Here is a 16,808-nt window from a genome sequence, read left to right on the forward strand (position 1 = left end):
CCAGATCGACATAGCTGAACAGCGATCCGCTCGTCTCGTCCATCCCGCGCATCATCACCCCCGCCGTTACCGTGCTGAGGGTGAATCATGTTCTCAAACCGCTGTCGAGACAGGAGTATTTCAGCAGCCTGCTAAAGCCCCGCCGTTTCGAGGACGAGCGCGTTGACGGCGTTCATGTCGTAGAAGCGCAGCGCGAGGCGGCGCGATTCCTCCGCCATCAGCGGCATGAGGTCGGGCCGTTGCAGGAGCTGGATCATCGCGCGGACGAGCGCTTCCGGGTCGCGGACGGGCACCTTGTAGCCGTTCAGCCCCTGCTGCACGAAATCGCGGCAGCTCCGCGTGTCGGTCGTGATCATGGGCCGCCCGAGCGCCAGCGCCTGAAACAACGTCCGCGGCGCGCCATTGCCCCAGGAGGGGGCGACCAGCACATGACAGCGCGAGATGAGCGAGCCCGCGTCGTCGACCGGGCCGATATACTGCACGAATTCGCGGTATTGCTTCAGGATCGCGGTGCCGACCGGCGCGATCGCCTCGCCGGGCGTCGACGCAAGGAAGAACCGCGCGCGGCGCGCCTTGAGGCGCATGGTTTTCGCCGCCTCGCAATAATCGAGAAGGCCCTGAAGCTGATCGAGCGGCGCGGCCATCAGAAACAGCACGCCGCGATCGAGCGGCGGCAGCGGCCGCTGCACATGGCGGTGCAGATCTTCACCCCAGCCGCCAACCGCGACCGCCGGTTTCGACGGCGGAAGCAGCTTCGTGTCGTCAGCGAATTTCATGTCATGCGCGCTGTGGAACACCACCGCATCGCTCCATGAGAACACGGTGCGGAAAACGGTCTTCATCGCCTGCCGGTGGCTCCACGCGGACGCGCCCGCAGCCCCTTCCATGAAGGCCGGTCCGAAACTCGGCACCACCGTCACGACATGGGCGATTTTCGCCATCTTCGCCGCGGCGACGCTGACCATGCCGTTGCGCGCGGATTCGACGAGAAGCACGTCCGGCGCGAGATCGCCGAACAGGTTCGAGAGTTCGCGCATGCGCCGGTACTTGTCCCAGAGCGCGAGCTGCGGCGGCAGGGAATAGGCTTCCGCGCCGATATGCGAAAGGATGCGCATGTCGCTGTTCGCCAGGTCGGGCGCGAACGCGAAAACGCGGTGCCCGCGATTGACCATGTCGAGGATCAGGCCATGGCAGAAATTGATCAGCGCGCCAGCCGAGGACGCGGTCACGGCAACGCGCTTCCGATGTGAGGGCAGCGGCAGGTAGGGTTGCGCGGGATATGCGGCGTGTTCGATGGCGGAGAATTCGGCAGGAGGGAGATTTTCAGAAGCGAAACGCATCACTGGCAACGCACCGGGTCAAATGGCCTGTGCCGCCGATCATGCGGCCTGAAGCGTTGAATTTTAGTATGTTTGCGCCATTGCGTCAAAGTCTCAGGCGAGCTGAAACCGGGGCATCGCAGCGCGGGCGACGCTTTCGACGTGCGGGCCACGGGTGCGGCAACCGCCGCCTTTCGCCGTCGCGCCGCTACGAATCCGTTCTAATGCACAGCCGCCGAGGTCTCGGCGCCGGACGCGGCGAGCGCATCGCGCTTGATACGCTGCACCATCGATGCAAGCCCATTCGAGCGTTGCGGCGTCAGATGATCGTTCAGCCCAAGCGTCTTGAAAACGGCCCTCTCGTCCGTCGTGAGGATCTCGCGCGCAGTCCGGCCGGAATACATGGCCAGCACGACCGCGATCAGCCCCTTGACCAGATGCGCGTCGCTGTCGCCGCGCAGATCGATCACCGTGTCGGGACCGGAGCCTGTCGCCTTGCTGACAACCCACACCTGGCTCGCGCAGCCGCGTACCTTCGTGACGTCGTTGCGCTCGGCGTCGTCGAGCGGCGCAAGCGCGCGGCCAAGCTCGATCAGATATCGGTAGCGGTCCTCCCAATCGTCGAGGAAACCGAAATTCTCGACGAGTTCGTCGATTTTGGTTGAGCCGGTCATGAGTCTGTCCTCCGGGCGTTCGCCCAAAAATCGCTGGTGCTCCCTGATGCAAATATCTTGCCGCCACCGCGTTTTCGCAAGGCGACCGGCCTCAATAGGGCTTGATCAGGCGTTCGAGGTAATCGAGTTCGAGCATGGGCCGCGTCGGCTCGCCGAGACGCTTGCGAAGCTCGTCCATGATGGCGCGCGCGCGCTGGCCGCTCGATTCGTCGGGAATTTTCACGTCATCGCCCGAATTGTCGAGCGGGCCGTTCTGCTTGCGCCCCAGCGGGTCGCGGTTGGCCTGATTGCCCGCTCCCGTCCCGCCCGCCGATCGCATCATCTGCTCGGCAAGCGCGCGCGCGCCCTGCCTCAGGCTTTCGACCGCGCGCCCTTCGTCCTCGCCAGCCTCGCCGAACTGCTTCTGACGGAGCGAGCCGACGGCGTCGCCCATCGCCTCTTCCGCCTCGCGAAGCTTCTGCTGCACGGGATCTTTACCGTCGGCGTTCATGCCGGAAAGAAGCTCCTGCAACTGCTGCAGCAAGTCTTCCTGGCGCTGGTCGAGTTCGGCGGAGCTTTTCGGAGTGCCTCGCCCCTGTTTCTGCCCCTGCTGCGGCTGCGCGCTTTTCTCGTCGTCGCCGTTCTCGTCCTGATTTTGCTGCTGGCGGAATGTATCGTCGAGAAGTTGTTGCTGCTTGCGCAGGAGATCGGTCATCTCGTCGAGCTTCTGGAGGCTCTCGGCGTCCTCTTCCTGGCTCTGGCCGCTGCCCTGCGCGGTTTGCAGCGACTCGAGGATGTCGCGAAGCTGGTTCAGCATTTGCGCGGCGGCGTCGGCGGAGCCCGATTTCGCGAGGTTTTCGATCCTGTCGAGAAGCCGGGCGAGATCTTGCGGCGAGATCGTCTTTGCATTCGGCGAGGCGGCCGCCCGGTCGGCATTCTTGTTCTGCTGCTGCCGGAGCGCCTGCAAATAGCTGTTCAGCGCTTGCCGAAGCTCGGCCATCAGCTTCTGGATTTCCTCACGCGACGCGCCCCGTTCGATGGCGTCTTTAAGGCGCTCCTGCGCGGCGCGAAGCTCGCGCTCCGCCGCCGACAAATTGCCGTCCTCGATGCGAATGGCGACGTCCCAGAGTTGTCCGACCACGTCTTCGATGTCGGCGATGTCCGGATTGTTTTTCAATCGCCAGAACGTCGAGCGCAGGCCGAGATAAATCGGGGCGCTCGCCCCCTCGTCCTGAGCGGCGGCGGCCAGCGCGTCGAGATTGTCCGCGACGCGTGCCGTGTCGGCGGGGTTCTGTACGAGCGAACGGCGCTGGTCGATGGTGCCGCGCGCGAGCGTCTTGGTGAATTTCCGCTCGGGAAGGATCATGCCGCGCGGCGCACTCAACCCTTCACGCCCCACCTCGTCCTTCGCCGCGAGCGTGATGACCACCGGCAGGCCCGCCCATGGATGCGATGTCAGATCCTTGTAGGTCTTCGCTTCGGCGGCCTTCACCGGCGCATGCGGAAGCGAAAGCGGGAACACGGGCGGCTTGCCGATCTGCGGAAGGCTCGGCGGCGGGCCTTCCACGGCCTCGCTGTCCCTTTCGCCGACGGACGGGATGATGACCCGCTCCACGCGCGCTTCCGCGTTTGCGACGCCGTAATCGTCGTCCACCTTGTATTTCAGCAGCATGACCGCGCGCGGCGACACCTCGATCGGCCCGTGAAACGCGATCCGGGGCGCGCTGTCCGGAACGACGCTCAAGCGCCACGACCGCTCGGAGCCGAGCGTCCAGCCGATGGAAAGCGTCACATCCTCATCGATAGCGCTCGTATATTCGGCATAGGTGTCGGTCGACTGCGCGGTTGGCGTAACCGGCTGCTTGCCGCCGCCGGGCGACGCCAGCGCAACGCTATAGCCCTTCGCGTCGGAGCCATTGATCTTGACGGTGAGCGTAGAGCCCTGCGGTACGGGCACCGCGTCCGTTGCCGACGCGGTCGCGGTTAGCACGAACGGTTCCTTGCGCGTGTACGCTGGCGGGGAAATCCACGCGTCGATGCGCAAACCGTTCCCGATGAGGGGAAGATCGGGCACCGTGAAAGCGGCGCGGATGCGGTTCGGCAGGTTTTCCTGCGTCGATGCCAGCGCGCCGACGAGCAGGAGCACGAGCAGCGCGCGAAGGGCGAAAGGGTCGTAACGGTCGACACGGGGCCGAGCTTCGCCGGTCTTGAGCTTCGTGAGCGACCGGGCCGCGCGCGCTTGATGCGCCTCCCACAGCGCGCGCGTCGCGGGCGGGGCATCCTGCGAAAGTGTATCCTCAAAGGCCGTCAGCGGGCGATGATCGAGGGCCGAGGCGCGTTCGATCCGGTCGAGCGCGTCCTGCCGCGACGGAGGCCGCCAGAACACGAGCGGCACCAGCGACAAGACGAACCCCGCGCCGAAGCCCCACAAAAGGCCGAAATGCGCGACCGGCGGCAGCATCTGCCACACCTCGAACGCCGAGAGCAGCACGAAGACTCCGGCCACCGCGAGCGGCAGCCAGACGCGCGGCCACAGCTTTTCGAACAGCATCGCGCGACGCGCGGCGCGCACCTTCCGCCTCAGCAGGCGTTCCTCGGCGGACGGCGATGCCTCGATGCCGATCCCGGCCCCGGCCTCGTTTTCGGATTTGCTGCCTTGCGTCGTCATTCCAACACGATACCACAGGAAAGAAAGCGACCGTAAGGCCGTTACATCGGCTGGCGAAGCTTGATCGCGGCGGCGAGCGTGCCTTCGTCGAGATAGTCCAGTTCGCCGCCCACCGGCACGCCGCGCGCGAGACGCGTCACCTTCAGCGGCAAGCCATCCAACTCAGCCGCAATGTAATGCGCCGTCGACTGGCCTTCCACCGTTGCGTTGAGCGCGAGGATGATTTCGTTAACGCCGGGCGCCCGCGCGCGCTCCATCAGCTTCGCGAGCGTGAGGTCGTCCGGCCCGCGCCCGTCGAGCGGCGACAGCGTGCCGCCGAGCACGTGATAGCGGGCCCGCACGATGCCCGCCCGCTCCAGCGCCCACAGATCGCCCACCTCCTCCACCACGCAGATCGTGGAGGCGTCGCGGCCCGCATCCGCGCAGATGGCGCAGGGCTGCTGCGTGTCGATGTTGCCGCATTCCTTGCAGATGGCGATCTTCTCGGCGGCGATGCCGAGCGCGCGGGCGAGCGGCAGCAGAAGCTGCTCGCGCTTCTTGATGAGGTGCAGCGCCGCGCGTCGCGCCGAGCGCGGCCCGAGGCCGGGCAGCTTCGCGAGCAACGCGATCAGATCTTCGATTTCGGCGCCGGAGGATTTCTTTTGCGGTGGCAGCATGGCGATCAGATAACGAAGCCGCGCGCGATCCGCAACCGAAACGGCGCGGCTATTTCTCCGTGAGTTTCAGCTCGATGCGGCGGTTCTTGCGCAGATCGTCGTCGGTGAAGCCGCCCGTGAGCGGCTGATATTCGCCGAAGCCCGCCGCGACGAGCCGGTTCGGCGGCACGCCCTTCGACACGAGATATTTCACCACCGAGATGGCGCGCTGCGAGGAAAGCTCCCAGTTCGAGCGGAACGCTGCCGTCGAAATAGGGCGCACATCGGTGTGGCCGTCGATGCGGAGCACCCAGCTTATGTCGCGCGGGATCTTCGTTTCGAGGTCTTTCAGCGCGGTGACGAGCTTGTCGAGTTCGGCGTAGCCCAGCGGCGCGAGATCCGCCGAGCCGCTATCGAAGAAGATTTCGGACTGGAACACGAAGCGGTCGCCCACGACCTGAATGTCGTCGCGGTCGCCGAGCGACTTCTTCAACTCGCCGAAGAACGTCGAGCGATATTGCGAAAGCTCCTGCACGCGCTTCGCGAGCGCCACATTCAGCCGCTGACCGAGGTCCGCGATCTGCGTCTGGGCCTGCTTGTCGCGCTTGTCCGAATCTCCGAGCGAGTTTTCGAGCGCGGCCATCTGTTTGCGAAGCGCGAGGATCTGCTGGTTGAGAAGCTCCACCTGTGCCAGCGCCTGCGCTGTAATGCTCTTTTGCTCGTCGAGTTGCGTCGTGACGGCCGCGACGCGAGCATCGCCGCTCTTGGCCGAGTCGACCGACAGGAGGTTCGTCAGCCGCTTGTTTTCGGCGCTGGCGGAGGCGAGCGTCTCACGAAGCCCGCTCGTTTCTTCCATCGCGGTCTTCTTCTGCGAGCGTTCGAGCGAGAGGAGGTCGGCCATCTGCGCGATCTGGCGCTGAAGCCTGGCGAGCGCGCTGTCCTTGCCGCTCGCGTCCTGCGCCGCGAAATATTGCGCGACCATGAACAGGACCATGAGAAAGGTCACGACGAGAAGCAGCGTCGACAACGCATCGACAAAGCCCGGCCAATAGTCGACGGCGGGCGGGCGGCGGCGCTTCGAAAGGGCCATCGGGTGATCCTCCGGGGCTACCGGTCCACGGGGTCGCGGCGGGCGCGCGCGGCGATCTCGCGAAGCGCGCTGGCGAGGCGGTTCTGCTCCTTCAGCACGGCGGCGAGTTCATTCTGGCCGTGCGACTGCTCATCCACCCATTCGCGCAAGACCTTCTGTTCCGCGCGCATCTGCTGAACGAGCTTGTCGATCCCCTCCGACAGTCTCGCGAGTTGCTCGTTGTTCGCGCCGCCTCCGCGAATGAAGCCGTGCTCGATCTTCTCGGCGAGGTCGGAGATGCTGCGTTGCATGTCGAGCAGCGCGAAGCGGAACTGCGCCTGCGAGCCGGGCGCGTCGGCCGGGCCTTCGGAACGAAGCTCGGTGATGGTCGAGAGCCATTCTTCGAGTTCGTTGTAGAAGCGCGCCTGCGCCTGCCCGGCCTGGAGGTCGAGGAAGCCGAGGATGAGCGAGCCTGCGAGGCCGAACAGCGAGGCCGAGAATGCCGTCCCCATGCCGCGCAACGGCGCCTCAAGGCCGGTCTTCAGTTCCTGAAAGACTTCGGCCGTTTCCTTGCCTTCGGTGTTCAGCGCGGAAATGGTCTGGCCCACCGATCCCGTCGTTTCGAGAAGGCCCCAGAATGTGCCGAGGAGGCCGAGGAAGATGAGCAGCCCGACGAGATAGCGCGTGGTTTCGCGGCTTTCGTCGAGACGGGAGGCGATGGAGTCGAGGATCGAGCGCATCGCGACGGGCGAAATCGTGCCCTGTCCCTGCCGCCGCTTCAACAGCGTCGCCATCGGCGCGAGCATGGCCGGCAGGCGATCCGTCGCCACGGGATCGGAGAGGCGGAAATTGTTCACCCAGCGCACCTCGGGGAAGAGGCGGAATACCTGCTGGAAGGTGTAGAGGATGCCGAAGATCAGCACGCCGACGATCAGCGTATTCAACGGACGGTTGTGATCGAAATTTTCGATGATCTGCTTATGGATGATAAAGCCGATCAGCCCCGCGAGAATCAAGAAGAGAAGCATGCGGCCGACGAACCGCCCGGGGCCGGATAACGTCTTGTAGTAGGGTGATTTACTCATGATCAGCGTGTCCCGCGGTCGCGTCGATCCGTGCAAAACTCAAGCTTTTGGACGCCGTATACACCATTTGTGGAAGGCGCGGAATACAACTTCACACTGAACGGCACAACTTTTCTAAGCTTTAACGGCGATGCGTTTCAAAATCGCCGCATGGATCGACTCGTTGCCGCAAACGACGGTGCCGCTCTTCAGCATGTTCTGGCCGCCATCCGCGTCCGAAACGTAGCCGCCTGCCTCGCGCACGATGACGATGCCCGCAGCCATGTCCCACGGCTGGATGTTGCGCTCCCAGTAGCCATCGAAGCGCCCCTGCGCCACCCAAGCCAGATCGACCGACGCGGCGCCGGTGCGGCGGATACCGGCCGCATCGACCATGACGTTGTAAATCTCGTGCAGGTTCTGCTCCTGCCCCGGCTTGCCGCGATGGGCGATGCCGGTGGCGATGACCGCCGCGTCGAGGTTGTCGCGGGCGGCCACGCGCAGGCGGCGCGAGTCGTTAAAGAAAGCGCCCTTGCCGCGCTCGGCGGTGTAGAGATCGCCATTCGCCGGATTGTAGATGAGGCCCGCCACGAGTTCGCCATCGCGTTCGAGCGCGACGGAGATGGAAAACAGCGGAATGCCGTGCAGAAAGTTTGTCGTGCCGTCGAGCGGATCGATGATCCAGACGTGAGATTTGTCTGGCCCTTCGACGAAGCCGCGCTCTTCCATGAGGAAGCAGTAGCCATGGCGCGCCTTCGACAATTCCTCGTACAGGATCGTTTCGGCGCGATGGTCGGCGGCGGAGACGAAATTCGCCGGGCCTTTCACGCTGACCTGAAGATGTTCGACCTCGCCGAAATCGCGCGCGAGGCTGCGGCCCGCCTTTCGGGCGGCATTGATCATGATCGTCATCAGCGCTGATGCGGGCATGGCGAAAACTCCACAATGTCGACGGCGGGCTTGCCAGCCGGAAAATCGAAACCGATACGTTCGCGGAAGCATGGCACTTTCGCGTTGCGTCTTCGCGACAATGCCGGAGCCCGGCCCGAGGCCGCCCCGGCATTTGCGAAAAATCTGCCCGAAGGCGCTTGTGGCCCTATTCTACTCCGCGCGGCGGATATAGGCGATCTCGTTCGTATCGACGACGATCTTCTCGCCCGAGGAGATGAAGGGCGGGACCATGACACGCACGCCGTTTTCGAGCACTGCGGGCTTGTAGGAGGAAGCCGCCGTCTGGCCCTTCACCACGGGATCGGCTTCCACGATGGCAAGCGTCACCTGATCGGGCAGTTCGATGCCGATGGCGCGGCCTTCGTGCATCTCGACGATGACCTTCATGCCGTCCTGAAGGAAAGCGGAGCGCTCGCCGACGAAATCCTTCGCAAGCTCGATCTGCTCGTAGGATTCGGTGTCCATGAAAACGAGCATGTCTTCCTGAACATACAGGAACTGGAAGTCCTTCTGTTCGAGGCGGACCTTCTCGACCGTCTCGGATGAGCGGAAGCGCTCGTTGAGCTTCGAGCCGTTGATGAGGTTCTTGAGTTCGACCTGATTGTAGGCTGGGCCCTTGCCGGGCTTCACGGCTTGCGTCTTGACTGCAATCCAAAGGCTGTTGTTGTGCTCGATGACGTTGCCGGGTCGGATTTCATTGCCGTTGATTTTCATGGAAGCGCTCGCGCGTGAGAATTCGTTGCGAAAGGTGTGGCGGATGCGTTGGGGTTGTGTCAAGGCCAAGAGGACGAAACACCGCGTACGATGGATGCGCCCCCGGTTGCTGCTAGCAAGGCGCTTCACATATCCGAGCGCGCCGGACCCGAAGCGCTCACTCGCCCGCAGTCAGCTTCCGCCGCACTCCCCAACCCGCAAGCACGTCTTCAATCTCGGCTGCGACAAAATGCCTGGCTGCCGCCTGATCATATCCATCATGCAGCAGCGCGTCGTAATCGGTCAGCGCGTGGCGCACGAAAGCGACCATCGACAGCCACGCGGCCGTTTCCGGCGACGCCTTCGAAAGCCCCGCGCTGTCTATCGCATGATCCGCTATGGCGTTGAATTCAAACGACGGAATTTTCGGTGCGAGCCGCCTCAGCGCGTCTTCGACTTCTCGTCGCGATGCCATGCGAGCCTCGTCGGGCGGCGAGCGTTTTCGGCCCATATCGCACGAAACGCTCCCGAATGCACGTGCACCCTTCACAGAATTGACACGCGCATGTAGTATCCGCGTCAGTGTATAGAGCGACGTACGTGCGAGCGTGGCCCCGACTTAACGGCAATCGTTGAGGTAAGGTGAACGTGACAGCTTTCGCAGCGACCTCTTTAAGGTCTCCGCCGGACAGCTTTCCGGCTCTCGTGCTCAACGCGGATTTTCAACCGCTGAGCTACTATCCCCTGTCCCTCTGGAATTGGCAAGAGACGATCAAGGCGGTTTTTCTCGATCGCGTCAACATCGTTTCCTTCTACGACAAGGTTGTCCGCAGCCCGAATGCGGAAATCAGGTTACCCAGCGTCGTTTCGCTGAAAACCTTCGTGAAGCCAGCGCTTTATCCGGCATTTACGCGCTTCAATGTTTTCCTGCGCGACAAGTTCCAGTGCCAGTATTGCGGCTCTCCACACGATCTTACATTCGACCATGTCATCCCGCGTTCGCGGGGCGGCCTGACGCGCTGGGACAACGTCACCGCCGCCTGCGCGCCATGCAACCTGAAGAAGGGCGGCAAGATGCCCGCCAAGGCGAAGATGTTCCCGGCGCTGAAGCCATATCGGCCGACCGTCCACGAGCTTCATCGCAACGGGCGCTTCTTCCCGCCGAACTATCTGCATCAAAGCTGGCTCGACTACCTGTATTGGGATGTCGAACTGGAGCCGTAAGCGATCCTGTATCGCAACGAAATGCTTCCGGGCCGCCGCAAGGCGGCCTTTTTCCATAGCGCCAAGGCGCGATCGCCGTTCGAATGGATCAGCTTGCCGTGCCGGTCGTCATCGACGAGGCGACTTCAACGCGGGGCAGGGGCTCATCAGAGCCGCAACCCGCACTGCACGCCACCCCGGCGCGGTGAACGGCCCCACGCGGAAAAACGTCAGGCCGCCGCGTCCGCGAATTCCGGGATCTGGTCGAAATTCATGTAACGGTATATGTCGCCCGAGGCTTTGTTCACCGCCTCCACGTGCTCCATGTATTCCGCCATCGTCGGGATGCGGCCGAGCAGCGCGCCGACCGCCGCCAGCTCCGCCGACGAGAGATAAACCCGCGTATCGATGCCGAGCCGGTTCGGGAAGTTGCGCGTCGAGGTCGAAAGCGCCGTCGAGCCTTTGCGGATCTGCGCCTGATTGCCCATGCAGAGAGAGCAGCCGGGCATCTCCATCCGCGCGCCGGACTTGCCGAGCACGGAATAATAGCCCTCTTCCGTCAGGATGCGCGCGTCCATCCTGGTCGGCGGCGCGATCCAGAGCCGCGTCGGGATGTCGGACTTGCCGGCGAGGATCTTGCCCGCCGCGCGGAAGTGGCCGATGTTCGTCATGCACGAGCCGATGAACACCTCGTCGATCTTGTCGCCCGCCACTTCGGAGAGCGTCTTCACGTCGTCCGGGTCATTCGGGCAGGCGAGGATCGGCTCCTTGATGTCCGCGAGGTCGATTTCGAACACGGCGGCATAGTCCGCGTCGGCGTCCGGCTCGATCAGGTGCGGTGCGGCGATCCACGCTTCCATCGCGGCGATGCGACGTGCGAGGCTGCGCGCGTCTTCATATCCGTTCGCGATCATCCACCGCATGAGCGCGATGTTCGAGCGCATATATTCGATGATCGGCTCCTTGTTGAGCCGCACGGTACAGGCCGCCGCCGAACGTTCGGCCGATGCGTCGGTCAGTTCGAACGCCTGTTCAACCTTGAGGTCCGGCAGCCCCTCGATTTCGAGGATGCGGCCGTTGAAGACGTTCTTCTTGCCCTTCTTCTCGACGGTGAGCGCGCCCGCCTCGATCGCGGCGAGCGGGATCGCGTTGACGAGATCGCGCAGCGTAATGCCGGGCTGCATCGTGCCCTTGAAGCGCACGAGCACGCTTTCCGGCATGTCGAGCGGCATGACGCCCGTCGCCGCCGCAAAAGCCACGAGGCCCGAGCCCGCAGGGAAAGAAATGCCGATGGGGAAACGCGTGTGGCTGTCGCCGCCGGTGCCGACCGTGTCCGGCAGAAGCAGGCGGTTCAGCCACGAATGGATCACGCCGTCGCCGGGGCGCAGGGATACGCCGCCGCGCGTGGCGATGAAGCCCGGCAGGTCGCGATGCGTCGTCACATCGACCGGCTTCGGATAGGCCGCCGTGTGGCAGAAGGACTGCATCACGAGATCGGCGGAGAAGCCGAGGCAGGCGAGGTCTTTCAACTCGTCGCGCGTCATCGGCCCGGTAGTGTCCTGGCTGCCGACGGTCGTCATCCTCGGCTCGCAATACGTGCCGGGGCGAATGCCCGTGCCTTCCGGCAGACCGCAGGCGCGACCAACGATCTTCTGCGCGAGCGTGTAGCCCTTGCCGGTGTCGTGCGGCACGGCGGGGAGGCGGAACAATGTCGAGGCCGGAAGCCCGAGCGCCTCGCGCGCCTTCGCCGTGAGCCCGCGCCCGATGATGAGCGGAATGCGGCCGCCCGCGCGCACCTCGTCGAAGATCACGTCGGACTTCACCTTGAATTCCGCGATCACCTCGCCGTTCTTCAGCGCCTTGCCGTCATACGGGCGAAGCTCGACCACGTCGCCCATGTCCATGGCGGACACGTCGAGTTCGATCGGCAGCGCGCCCGCGTCCTCCATCGTGTTATAGAAGATCGGCGCGATCTTGGTGCCTAGGCACACGCCCCCGAAGCGCTTGTTCGGCACGTGGGGGATGTCTTCGCCCGTGAACCACAGAACCGAGTTCGTCGCCGATTTCCGCGAGGAGCCGGTGCCGACCACGTCGCCGACATAGGCCACGGGGTGGCCCTTGGCCACGAGCGCCGCGAGTTGTTTCAGGGGGCCGCGCGCGCCCGGCTCGTCCGGCTCGATGCCGGGGCGCGGGTTCTTCAGCATGGCGAGCGCGTGGAGCGGGATGTCGGGGCGCGTCGAGGCGTCGGGCGCGGGCGAAAGGTCGTCCGTGTTGGTCTCGCCGTTCACCTTGAACACCGTGACCGTGAGCGAGGCTGGCACTTCGGGACGCGACGTGAACCATTCCGCATCGGCCCAGCTTTGCAGCACGGCCTTCGCGTTGGCGTTGCCGCGCTCGGCCTGCTCCTTCACATCGTGGAAGAAGTCGAACACGAGCAGCGTCTTTTTAAGCGCGTCCGCCGCGACGGCACCCACTTCAGCATCGTCGAGAAGATCGATCAGCGGCTTGACGTTGAAGCCGCCGAGCATGGTTCCAAGTAGCTCCGTGGCCCGCGCCCGCGAAACGAGCGCGTTCGCCTCCTCGCCCGTCGCGACTGCGGCGAGAAACGCCGCCTTCACCCTCGCCGCGTCGTCAACGCCCGCCGGGACGCGATATGCGATGAGATCGAGGAGAAAAGCCTCATCGCCCGCCGGAGGGCTACGCAACAGCGCAACGAGGTCTTCCGTCTGCTGGCGACTGAGCGGCAGGGCGGGAATGCCGAGCGCGGCGCGTTCGGCGGCATGAGCACGGTAGGCTTCAAGCATGGTGTAGTCCTTGGAGGTCGGCGGCGGCGCGGTGCCTTTGTGAGGCAAGCTGCGTCATGAGGCAAGAGTTGCGAGCGCCGCGTTCAAGGTCGCGCTCGGCCGCATGGCGGCGGAGGCCCTCGCGAGGTCCGGGCGGTAGTAGCCGCCGATGTCCGCGGGGTGTCCCTGCGCCGCGGCGAGTTCGTCCACGATCTGCACTTCGTTCTCGGTCAGCGTCTTCGCGAGCGGCGCGAAAAGCGCTTGCAGCGCCGCGTCTTTCGTCTGCTCGGCCAGCGCCTGCGCCCAATACATCGCAAGGTAGAAGTGGCTGCCGCGATTGTCGATGCCGCCGATCCTGCGCGCCGGGCCCTTGTCGTTCTCAAGCACCTTCGCGGTAGCCTGATCGAGCGTTTCGGCGAGGATTTCCGCCTGGCGGTTGCGGTAGGTCTGGCCGAGATGTTCGAGCGAGACGCCGAGCGCGAGAAATTCGCCGAGCGAATCCCAACGCAGATAGCCGTCTTCCTGGAACTGCTGGATGTGGCGCGGAGCCGAGCCGCCCGCGCCCGTTTCGAACAGCCCGCCGCCGTCCATCAGCGGCACGATGGAGAGCATCTTCGCGCTCGTGCCGAGTTCGAGGATCGGGAACAGGTCGGTGAGGTAGTCGCGCAGCACGTTGCCGGTGACGGAAATCGTGTCTTCGCCCTTGCGGATGCGGGCGAGCGTGAAGCGCATCGCGTCGTCCGGCGACAGGATGCGGATGTCGAGACCGCCCGTTTCGTGGTCCTTGAGGTAATGTTGGACCTTCGCGATGACCTGCGCATCATGGCCGCGCTTCGGGTCGAGCCAGAAGATTGCAGGCAGGCCGCTCGCGCGGGCGCGGTTGACGGCCAGCTTCACCCAATCCTGAATGGGCGCGTCCTTCACCTGACACATGCGGAAGATGTCGCCGTGCTGCACTTCCTGTTCGAGGATGACGTTGCCGTCCTCGTCGATGGCGCGCACCTTGCCGTGGCCTTCCACGATCTCGAAGGTCTTGTCGTGGCTGCCGTATTCCTCGGCCTGCTGCGCCATGAGGCCTATATTCGACACGCTGCCCATGGTCTTCGGGTCGAACTGGCCGTGCTCCTTGCAGTCGTCGATCATCACCTGATAAATTGTCGCGTAACAGCGGTCGGGGATCATCGCCAGCGTGTCGGCGGTCCTGCCGTCAGCGTCCCACATCTTGCCGCCTTCGCGGATCATCGCGGGCATGGATGCGTCGACGATCACGTCGCTCGGCACGTGCAGATTGGTGATGCCCTTGTCGGAATTGACCATCGCAAGCGGCGGGCGCTTCGCGGACACGGTCTTGATGTCGGCCTCGATCTCGGCGCGCTTGTCTTCCGGGAGCTTGCCGAGCTTGGCGTAAAGGTCGCCGAGGCCGTTGTTCGGGTTGACGCCGATGTCCTTGAAGGTGTCGGCGTGCTTGTCGAACACGTCCTTGAAGTAAACCGACACAGCGTGGCCGAACATGATCGGGTCGGAGACCTTCATCATGGTCGCCTTGAGGTGCAGCGAGAGCAGCACGCCTTCAGCCTTCGCGGCCTCGATGGCGTCGGCGTAGAACGCGCGCAGCGCGTCGCGGCTGATGAAAGCGGCGTCGACAATCTCGCCCGCCTTGTAGCGCACCTTCTTCTTCAGGACATGCGTGTGCCCGTCTTCGCCGAAGAACTCGATCATGAAGCTGCCATCGGCGGGCAATGTGATGGATTTCTCGCTGCCGTAGAAATCGCCGCCGGCCATATGCGCGACATTCGTCTTCGTGCTTGCCTTCCACGCGCCCATCTTGTGCGGATGGTTACGGGCGTATTGCTTCACCGACGGAGCGGAGCGGCGATCCGAATTGCCTTCGCGCAGCACCGGGTTCACGGCCGAGCCGAGCACCTTCGCATAGCGCGCCTTGATTTCCCGCTCGGCGTCGGTCTTCGGCTCCTCGGGATAATCGGGGAGATCGTAGCCCTGCCCCTGAAGCTCCTTGATCGCGGCCTTGAGCTGCGGCAGCGAGGCCGAGATGTTCGGCAGCTTGATGATGTTCGCCTCGGGCTTCCTGGCAAGCGCGCCAAGTTCGGCGAGTGCGTCCGGCTGGCGCTGCGCGGGCGTCAAACTCTCCGGGAAATTCGCGATGATGCGTCCCGCGAGCGAGATGTCCTTCTCGACGACCGAAACACCGGCTGTCTTCGTGAACGCCTGAACGATGGGCAGGAGCGAATAGCTCGCAAGCGCCGGGGATTCATCGGTCTTGGTCCAGACGATTGTCGGTGCTTCGTTGGTCATGCTGTCAACCTCAGTCTATGGTTCCGGCCAAGCTTAACCGCTCCCCGGCCGAATATCACGAAACAAAGCCGTGGGGCTGGAGCGGAAAGCCTAAAAGTCATCTCGCCGCATGGACGTTTCCGAAAGTCGATGGCGGTTCGCCGCCATTCCGCTTTGGCATTCGCTAGCGCGACCGCTCATCCCGGGGGCTATGAATCGCCGCGTTCCGACCGAATGTATCATGATGTTGTCGCCCGCGACGATCCGAAATCGCGCGGGGAAATCAAGCCCGGCGGGCGCATTCTTGGCGTCAAGCGACGACGCACGGAAGACAAATGCTTGTGAGGCTCGTAATTGCACCATGTCAGCCAAATATGATAGGTTACATGTAACCGGACTATAGACATGCCATTATCTCCAAAGCCCAGGTCGTCTCGCATGAAGGTGCGCGAACATCGCGCGAGGCTTCGCGCGCTCGGCCTTCGGCCGATACAGATCTGGGTTCCGGATTTGAGGACACCCACCTTCAAGAAAGAAGCGCATCGCCAGTCGGCGGCCGTCGCGCGAAGCAGCAGCGCGGCTGACGATCAAGCCTTCATCGACGCCATCACCGACTGGCCGAATGAATGAAACGCGGTGAAATCTGGACCGTGTCTGGCGGTAAGGATTACGCGGGCAAGCCCCACCCCGCAGTCATCATTCAGGAAGACGCCTTCGACGCCACGGATTCGATTACGATCTGCGCCTTCACCTCCGACGAGACCGATGCACCGCTGTTCCGATTATCGGTCGAACCGAACACGGTCAACGGCCTCAGGCAGACCTGTCGCCTCATGGTCGACAAGATGACGACGATTCCGAAATCGAAGCTTGGCGCGCATATCGGGCGCCTCGCCGACGAAGATATTCTCCGTCTCAATCGGGCGATCCTGGTCTTCCTCGGCTTGACCACAGCTCACAGGGTGCGACGTCTCCCCGGAGATTGAACCGCAACGCCTCGTTCCGCTTCCGACGTGTCGGAAATCCGACAAACCGCATCGTCGATCCGCTTCAGATTTGACTTTTATCAAGCCTCGCAGCCACTTGCCGCGTTGGCACGGGCGTTGCTTGTGCCTTGTGCGATTGCAGTCAAGCAGAAGGGCTCCGCCGCATGATCTACCTTACGGAAGCCGCAGCAAACGCCGTTCGCTCCGCCATCAAGGGCGCGAACACGCCCATCGAAGGGTTGCGCCTCGCCGTGGACGCGGGGGGATGCGCGGGCTTCAAATACCTGATGGGGCTGGTGGCCGATCCGAACCCCGATGACATCGTCGTCGAAGAGCGCGGCGTGAAGGTATTCGTGGATCGCGGCAGCGTGCAGATGCTCGAAGGCACCACGGTCGATTTCGTGACCAGTGTGCAAAGCTCGGGCTTCACCTTCGACAATCCACAGGCAACGTCGAGTTGTTCCTGCGGCAAATCTTTCGGCTGACAGAGGG

The 16,808-nt window shown here is 63.8% G+C and carries 15 protein-coding genes; 4 read left to right on the forward strand and 11 right to left on the reverse strand.

Translation table 11 applies throughout. From position 1 onward, the window contains the following. Positions 1-131: 131 nt before the first annotated feature. The 9 genes from KKP04_RS11575 to KKP04_RS11615 all read right to left on the reverse strand — a co-directional run bounded on the left by KKP04_RS11575 (position 132) and on the right by KKP04_RS11615 (position 9,527). On the reverse strand, positions 132-1,340 hold the full coding sequence (locus KKP04_RS11575) for a glycosyltransferase (RefSeq protein ID WP_215031270.1): 1,209 nt from the start codon (positions 1,338-1,340) through the stop codon (positions 132-134). A 200-nt stretch (positions 1,341-1,540) separates the two neighbouring features. Continuing rightward, a complete protein-coding gene (locus KKP04_RS11580) occupies positions 1,541-1,993 on the reverse strand; it encodes a SufE family protein (protein ID WP_215031272.1) in 453 nt (150 codons plus the stop codon). Between the two features lie 91 nt (positions 1,994-2,084). Next, complete coding sequence (locus KKP04_RS11585) at positions 2,085-4,640, reverse strand: TIGR02302 family protein (RefSeq protein ID WP_215031274.1); 2,556 nt, start codon at positions 4,638-4,640, stop codon at positions 2,085-2,087. Positions 4,641-4,681: 41 nt separating this feature from the next. Beyond that, entirely contained in the window at positions 4,682-5,296 is a 615-nt protein-coding gene (gene recR / locus KKP04_RS11590; RefSeq protein ID WP_215031277.1) for a recombination mediator RecR, read from the reverse strand. Positions 5,297-5,345: 49 nt separating this feature from the next. Beyond that, positions 5,346-6,365 (reverse strand): peptidoglycan -binding protein, encoded by a 1,020-nt coding sequence (locus tag KKP04_RS11595; protein ID WP_215031280.1) that lies wholly within the window; start codon positions 6,363-6,365, stop codon positions 5,346-5,348. Between the two features lie 17 nt (positions 6,366-6,382). Then, a complete protein-coding gene (locus KKP04_RS11600) occupies positions 6,383-7,429 on the reverse strand; it encodes a flagellar motor protein MotA (protein ID WP_215031283.1) in 1,047 nt (348 codons plus the stop codon). 114 nt (positions 7,430-7,543) lie between these two features. Next, entirely contained in the window at positions 7,544-8,338 is a 795-nt protein-coding gene (locus KKP04_RS11605) for an inositol monophosphatase family protein (protein WP_215031286.1), read from the reverse strand. A gap of 171 nt (positions 8,339-8,509) precedes the next feature. Beyond that, complete coding sequence (gene efp, locus KKP04_RS11610; RefSeq protein WP_215031289.1) at positions 8,510-9,073, reverse strand: elongation factor P; 564 nt, start codon at positions 9,071-9,073, stop codon at positions 8,510-8,512. A gap of 157 nt (positions 9,074-9,230) precedes the next feature. Continuing rightward, the gene (locus tag KKP04_RS11615) at positions 9,231-9,527 is read right to left on the reverse strand and encodes a DUF2293 domain-containing protein (RefSeq protein ID WP_215031292.1); all 297 of its coding nucleotides are present in this window, start codon (positions 9,525-9,527) and stop codon (positions 9,231-9,233) included. A gap of 173 nt (positions 9,528-9,700) precedes the next feature. On the opposite strand from KKP04_RS11615, the gene KKP04_RS11620 reads away from it, so the two are divergent. Then, on the forward strand, positions 9,701-10,276 hold the full coding sequence (locus KKP04_RS11620) for an HNH endonuclease (RefSeq protein ID WP_215031295.1): 576 nt from the start codon (positions 9,701-9,703) through the stop codon (positions 10,274-10,276). A 209-nt stretch (positions 10,277-10,485) separates the two neighbouring features. On the opposite strand, the gene acnB is transcribed toward KKP04_RS11620, so the two are convergent. Together acnB and KKP04_RS11630 are read right to left on the reverse strand one after the other, a co-directional pair. Next, positions 10,486-13,107, reverse strand: coding sequence for a bifunctional aconitate hydratase 2/2-methylisocitrate dehydratase (acnB, locus tag KKP04_RS11625; RefSeq protein WP_251134068.1), 2,622 nt, complete (start codon positions 13,105-13,107; stop codon positions 10,486-10,488). Positions 13,108-13,113: 6 nt separating this feature from the next. After that, positions 13,114-15,351: an NADP-dependent isocitrate dehydrogenase gene (locus KKP04_RS11630; protein WP_215031298.1), complete on the reverse strand. Its 2,238-nt coding sequence runs from the start codon at positions 15,349-15,351 to the stop codon at positions 13,114-13,116. A gap of 417 nt (positions 15,352-15,768) precedes the next feature. On the opposite strand from KKP04_RS11630, the gene KKP04_RS11635 reads away from it, so the two are divergent. The 3 genes from KKP04_RS11635 to KKP04_RS11645 all read left to right on the forward strand — a co-directional run bounded on the left by KKP04_RS11635 (position 15,769) and on the right by KKP04_RS11645 (position 16,801). Next, positions 15,769-15,960, forward strand: a complete 192-nt coding sequence (locus tag KKP04_RS11635; RefSeq protein WP_251134069.1) for an antitoxin MazE family protein — start codon at positions 15,769-15,771, stop codon at positions 15,958-15,960. Continuing rightward, entirely contained in the window at positions 15,957-16,316 is a 360-nt protein-coding gene (locus KKP04_RS11640) for a type II toxin-antitoxin system PemK/MazF family toxin (protein WP_215031304.1), read from the forward strand. The genes KKP04_RS11635 and KKP04_RS11640 overlap by 4 nt, the downstream gene beginning before the upstream one ends. Before the next feature lie 164 nt (positions 16,317-16,480). Further along, entirely contained in the window at positions 16,481-16,801 is a 321-nt protein-coding gene (locus tag KKP04_RS11645; protein ID WP_215031307.1) for an iron-sulfur cluster assembly accessory protein, read from the forward strand. Positions 16,802-16,808: the final 7 nt, after the last annotated feature.

Source organism: Rhodomicrobium sp. Az07 (assembly GCF_018619475.1).
Classification (GTDB): domain Bacteria; phylum Pseudomonadota; class Alphaproteobacteria; order Rhizobiales; family Rhodomicrobiaceae; genus Rhodomicrobium.

What these genes read in the sequence shown, in the direction of transcription:
- KKP04_RS11575 (WP_215031270.1), bottom strand. Translation starts at nt 1,340, where the DNA reads ATGCGTTTCGCTTCTGAAAATCTCCCTCCTGCCGAATTCTCCGCCATC.
- KKP04_RS11580 (WP_215031272.1), bottom strand. Translation starts at nt 1,993, where the DNA reads ATGACCGGCTCAACCAAAATCGACGAACTCGTCGAGAATTTCGGTTTC.
- KKP04_RS11585 (WP_215031274.1), bottom strand. Translation starts at nt 4,640, where the DNA reads ATGACGACGCAAGGCAGCAAATCCGAAAACGAGGCCGGGGCCGGGATC.
- recR (WP_215031277.1), bottom strand. Translation starts at nt 5,296, where the DNA reads ATGCTGCCACCGCAAAAGAAATCCTCCGGCGCCGAAATCGAAGATCTG.
- KKP04_RS11595 (WP_215031280.1), bottom strand. Translation starts at nt 6,365, where the DNA reads ATGGCCCTTTCGAAGCGCCGCCGCCCGCCCGCCGTCGACTATTGGCCG.
- KKP04_RS11600 (WP_215031283.1), bottom strand. Translation starts at nt 7,429, where the DNA reads ATGAGTAAATCACCCTACTACAAGACGTTATCCGGCCCCGGGCGGTTC.
- KKP04_RS11605 (WP_215031286.1), bottom strand. Translation starts at nt 8,338, where the DNA reads ATGCCCGCATCAGCGCTGATGACGATCATGATCAATGCCGCCCGAAAG.
- efp (WP_215031289.1), bottom strand. Translation starts at nt 9,073, where the DNA reads ATGAAAATCAACGGCAATGAAATCCGACCCGGCAACGTCATCGAGCAC.
- KKP04_RS11615 (WP_215031292.1), bottom strand. Translation starts at nt 9,527, where the DNA reads ATGGCATCGCGACGAGAAGTCGAAGACGCGCTGAGGCGGCTCGCACCG.
- KKP04_RS11630 (WP_215031298.1), bottom strand. Translation starts at nt 15,351, where the DNA reads ATGACCAACGAAGCACCGACAATCGTCTGGACCAAGACCGATGAATCC.
- KKP04_RS11635 (WP_251134069.1), top strand. Translation starts at nt 15,769, where the DNA reads ATGAAGGTGCGCGAACATCGCGCGAGGCTTCGCGCGCTCGGCCTTCGG.
- KKP04_RS11640 (WP_215031304.1), top strand. Translation starts at nt 15,957, where the DNA reads ATGAAACGCGGTGAAATCTGGACCGTGTCTGGCGGTAAGGATTACGCG.
- KKP04_RS11645 (WP_215031307.1), top strand. Translation starts at nt 16,481, where the DNA reads ATGATCTACCTTACGGAAGCCGCAGCAAACGCCGTTCGCTCCGCCATC.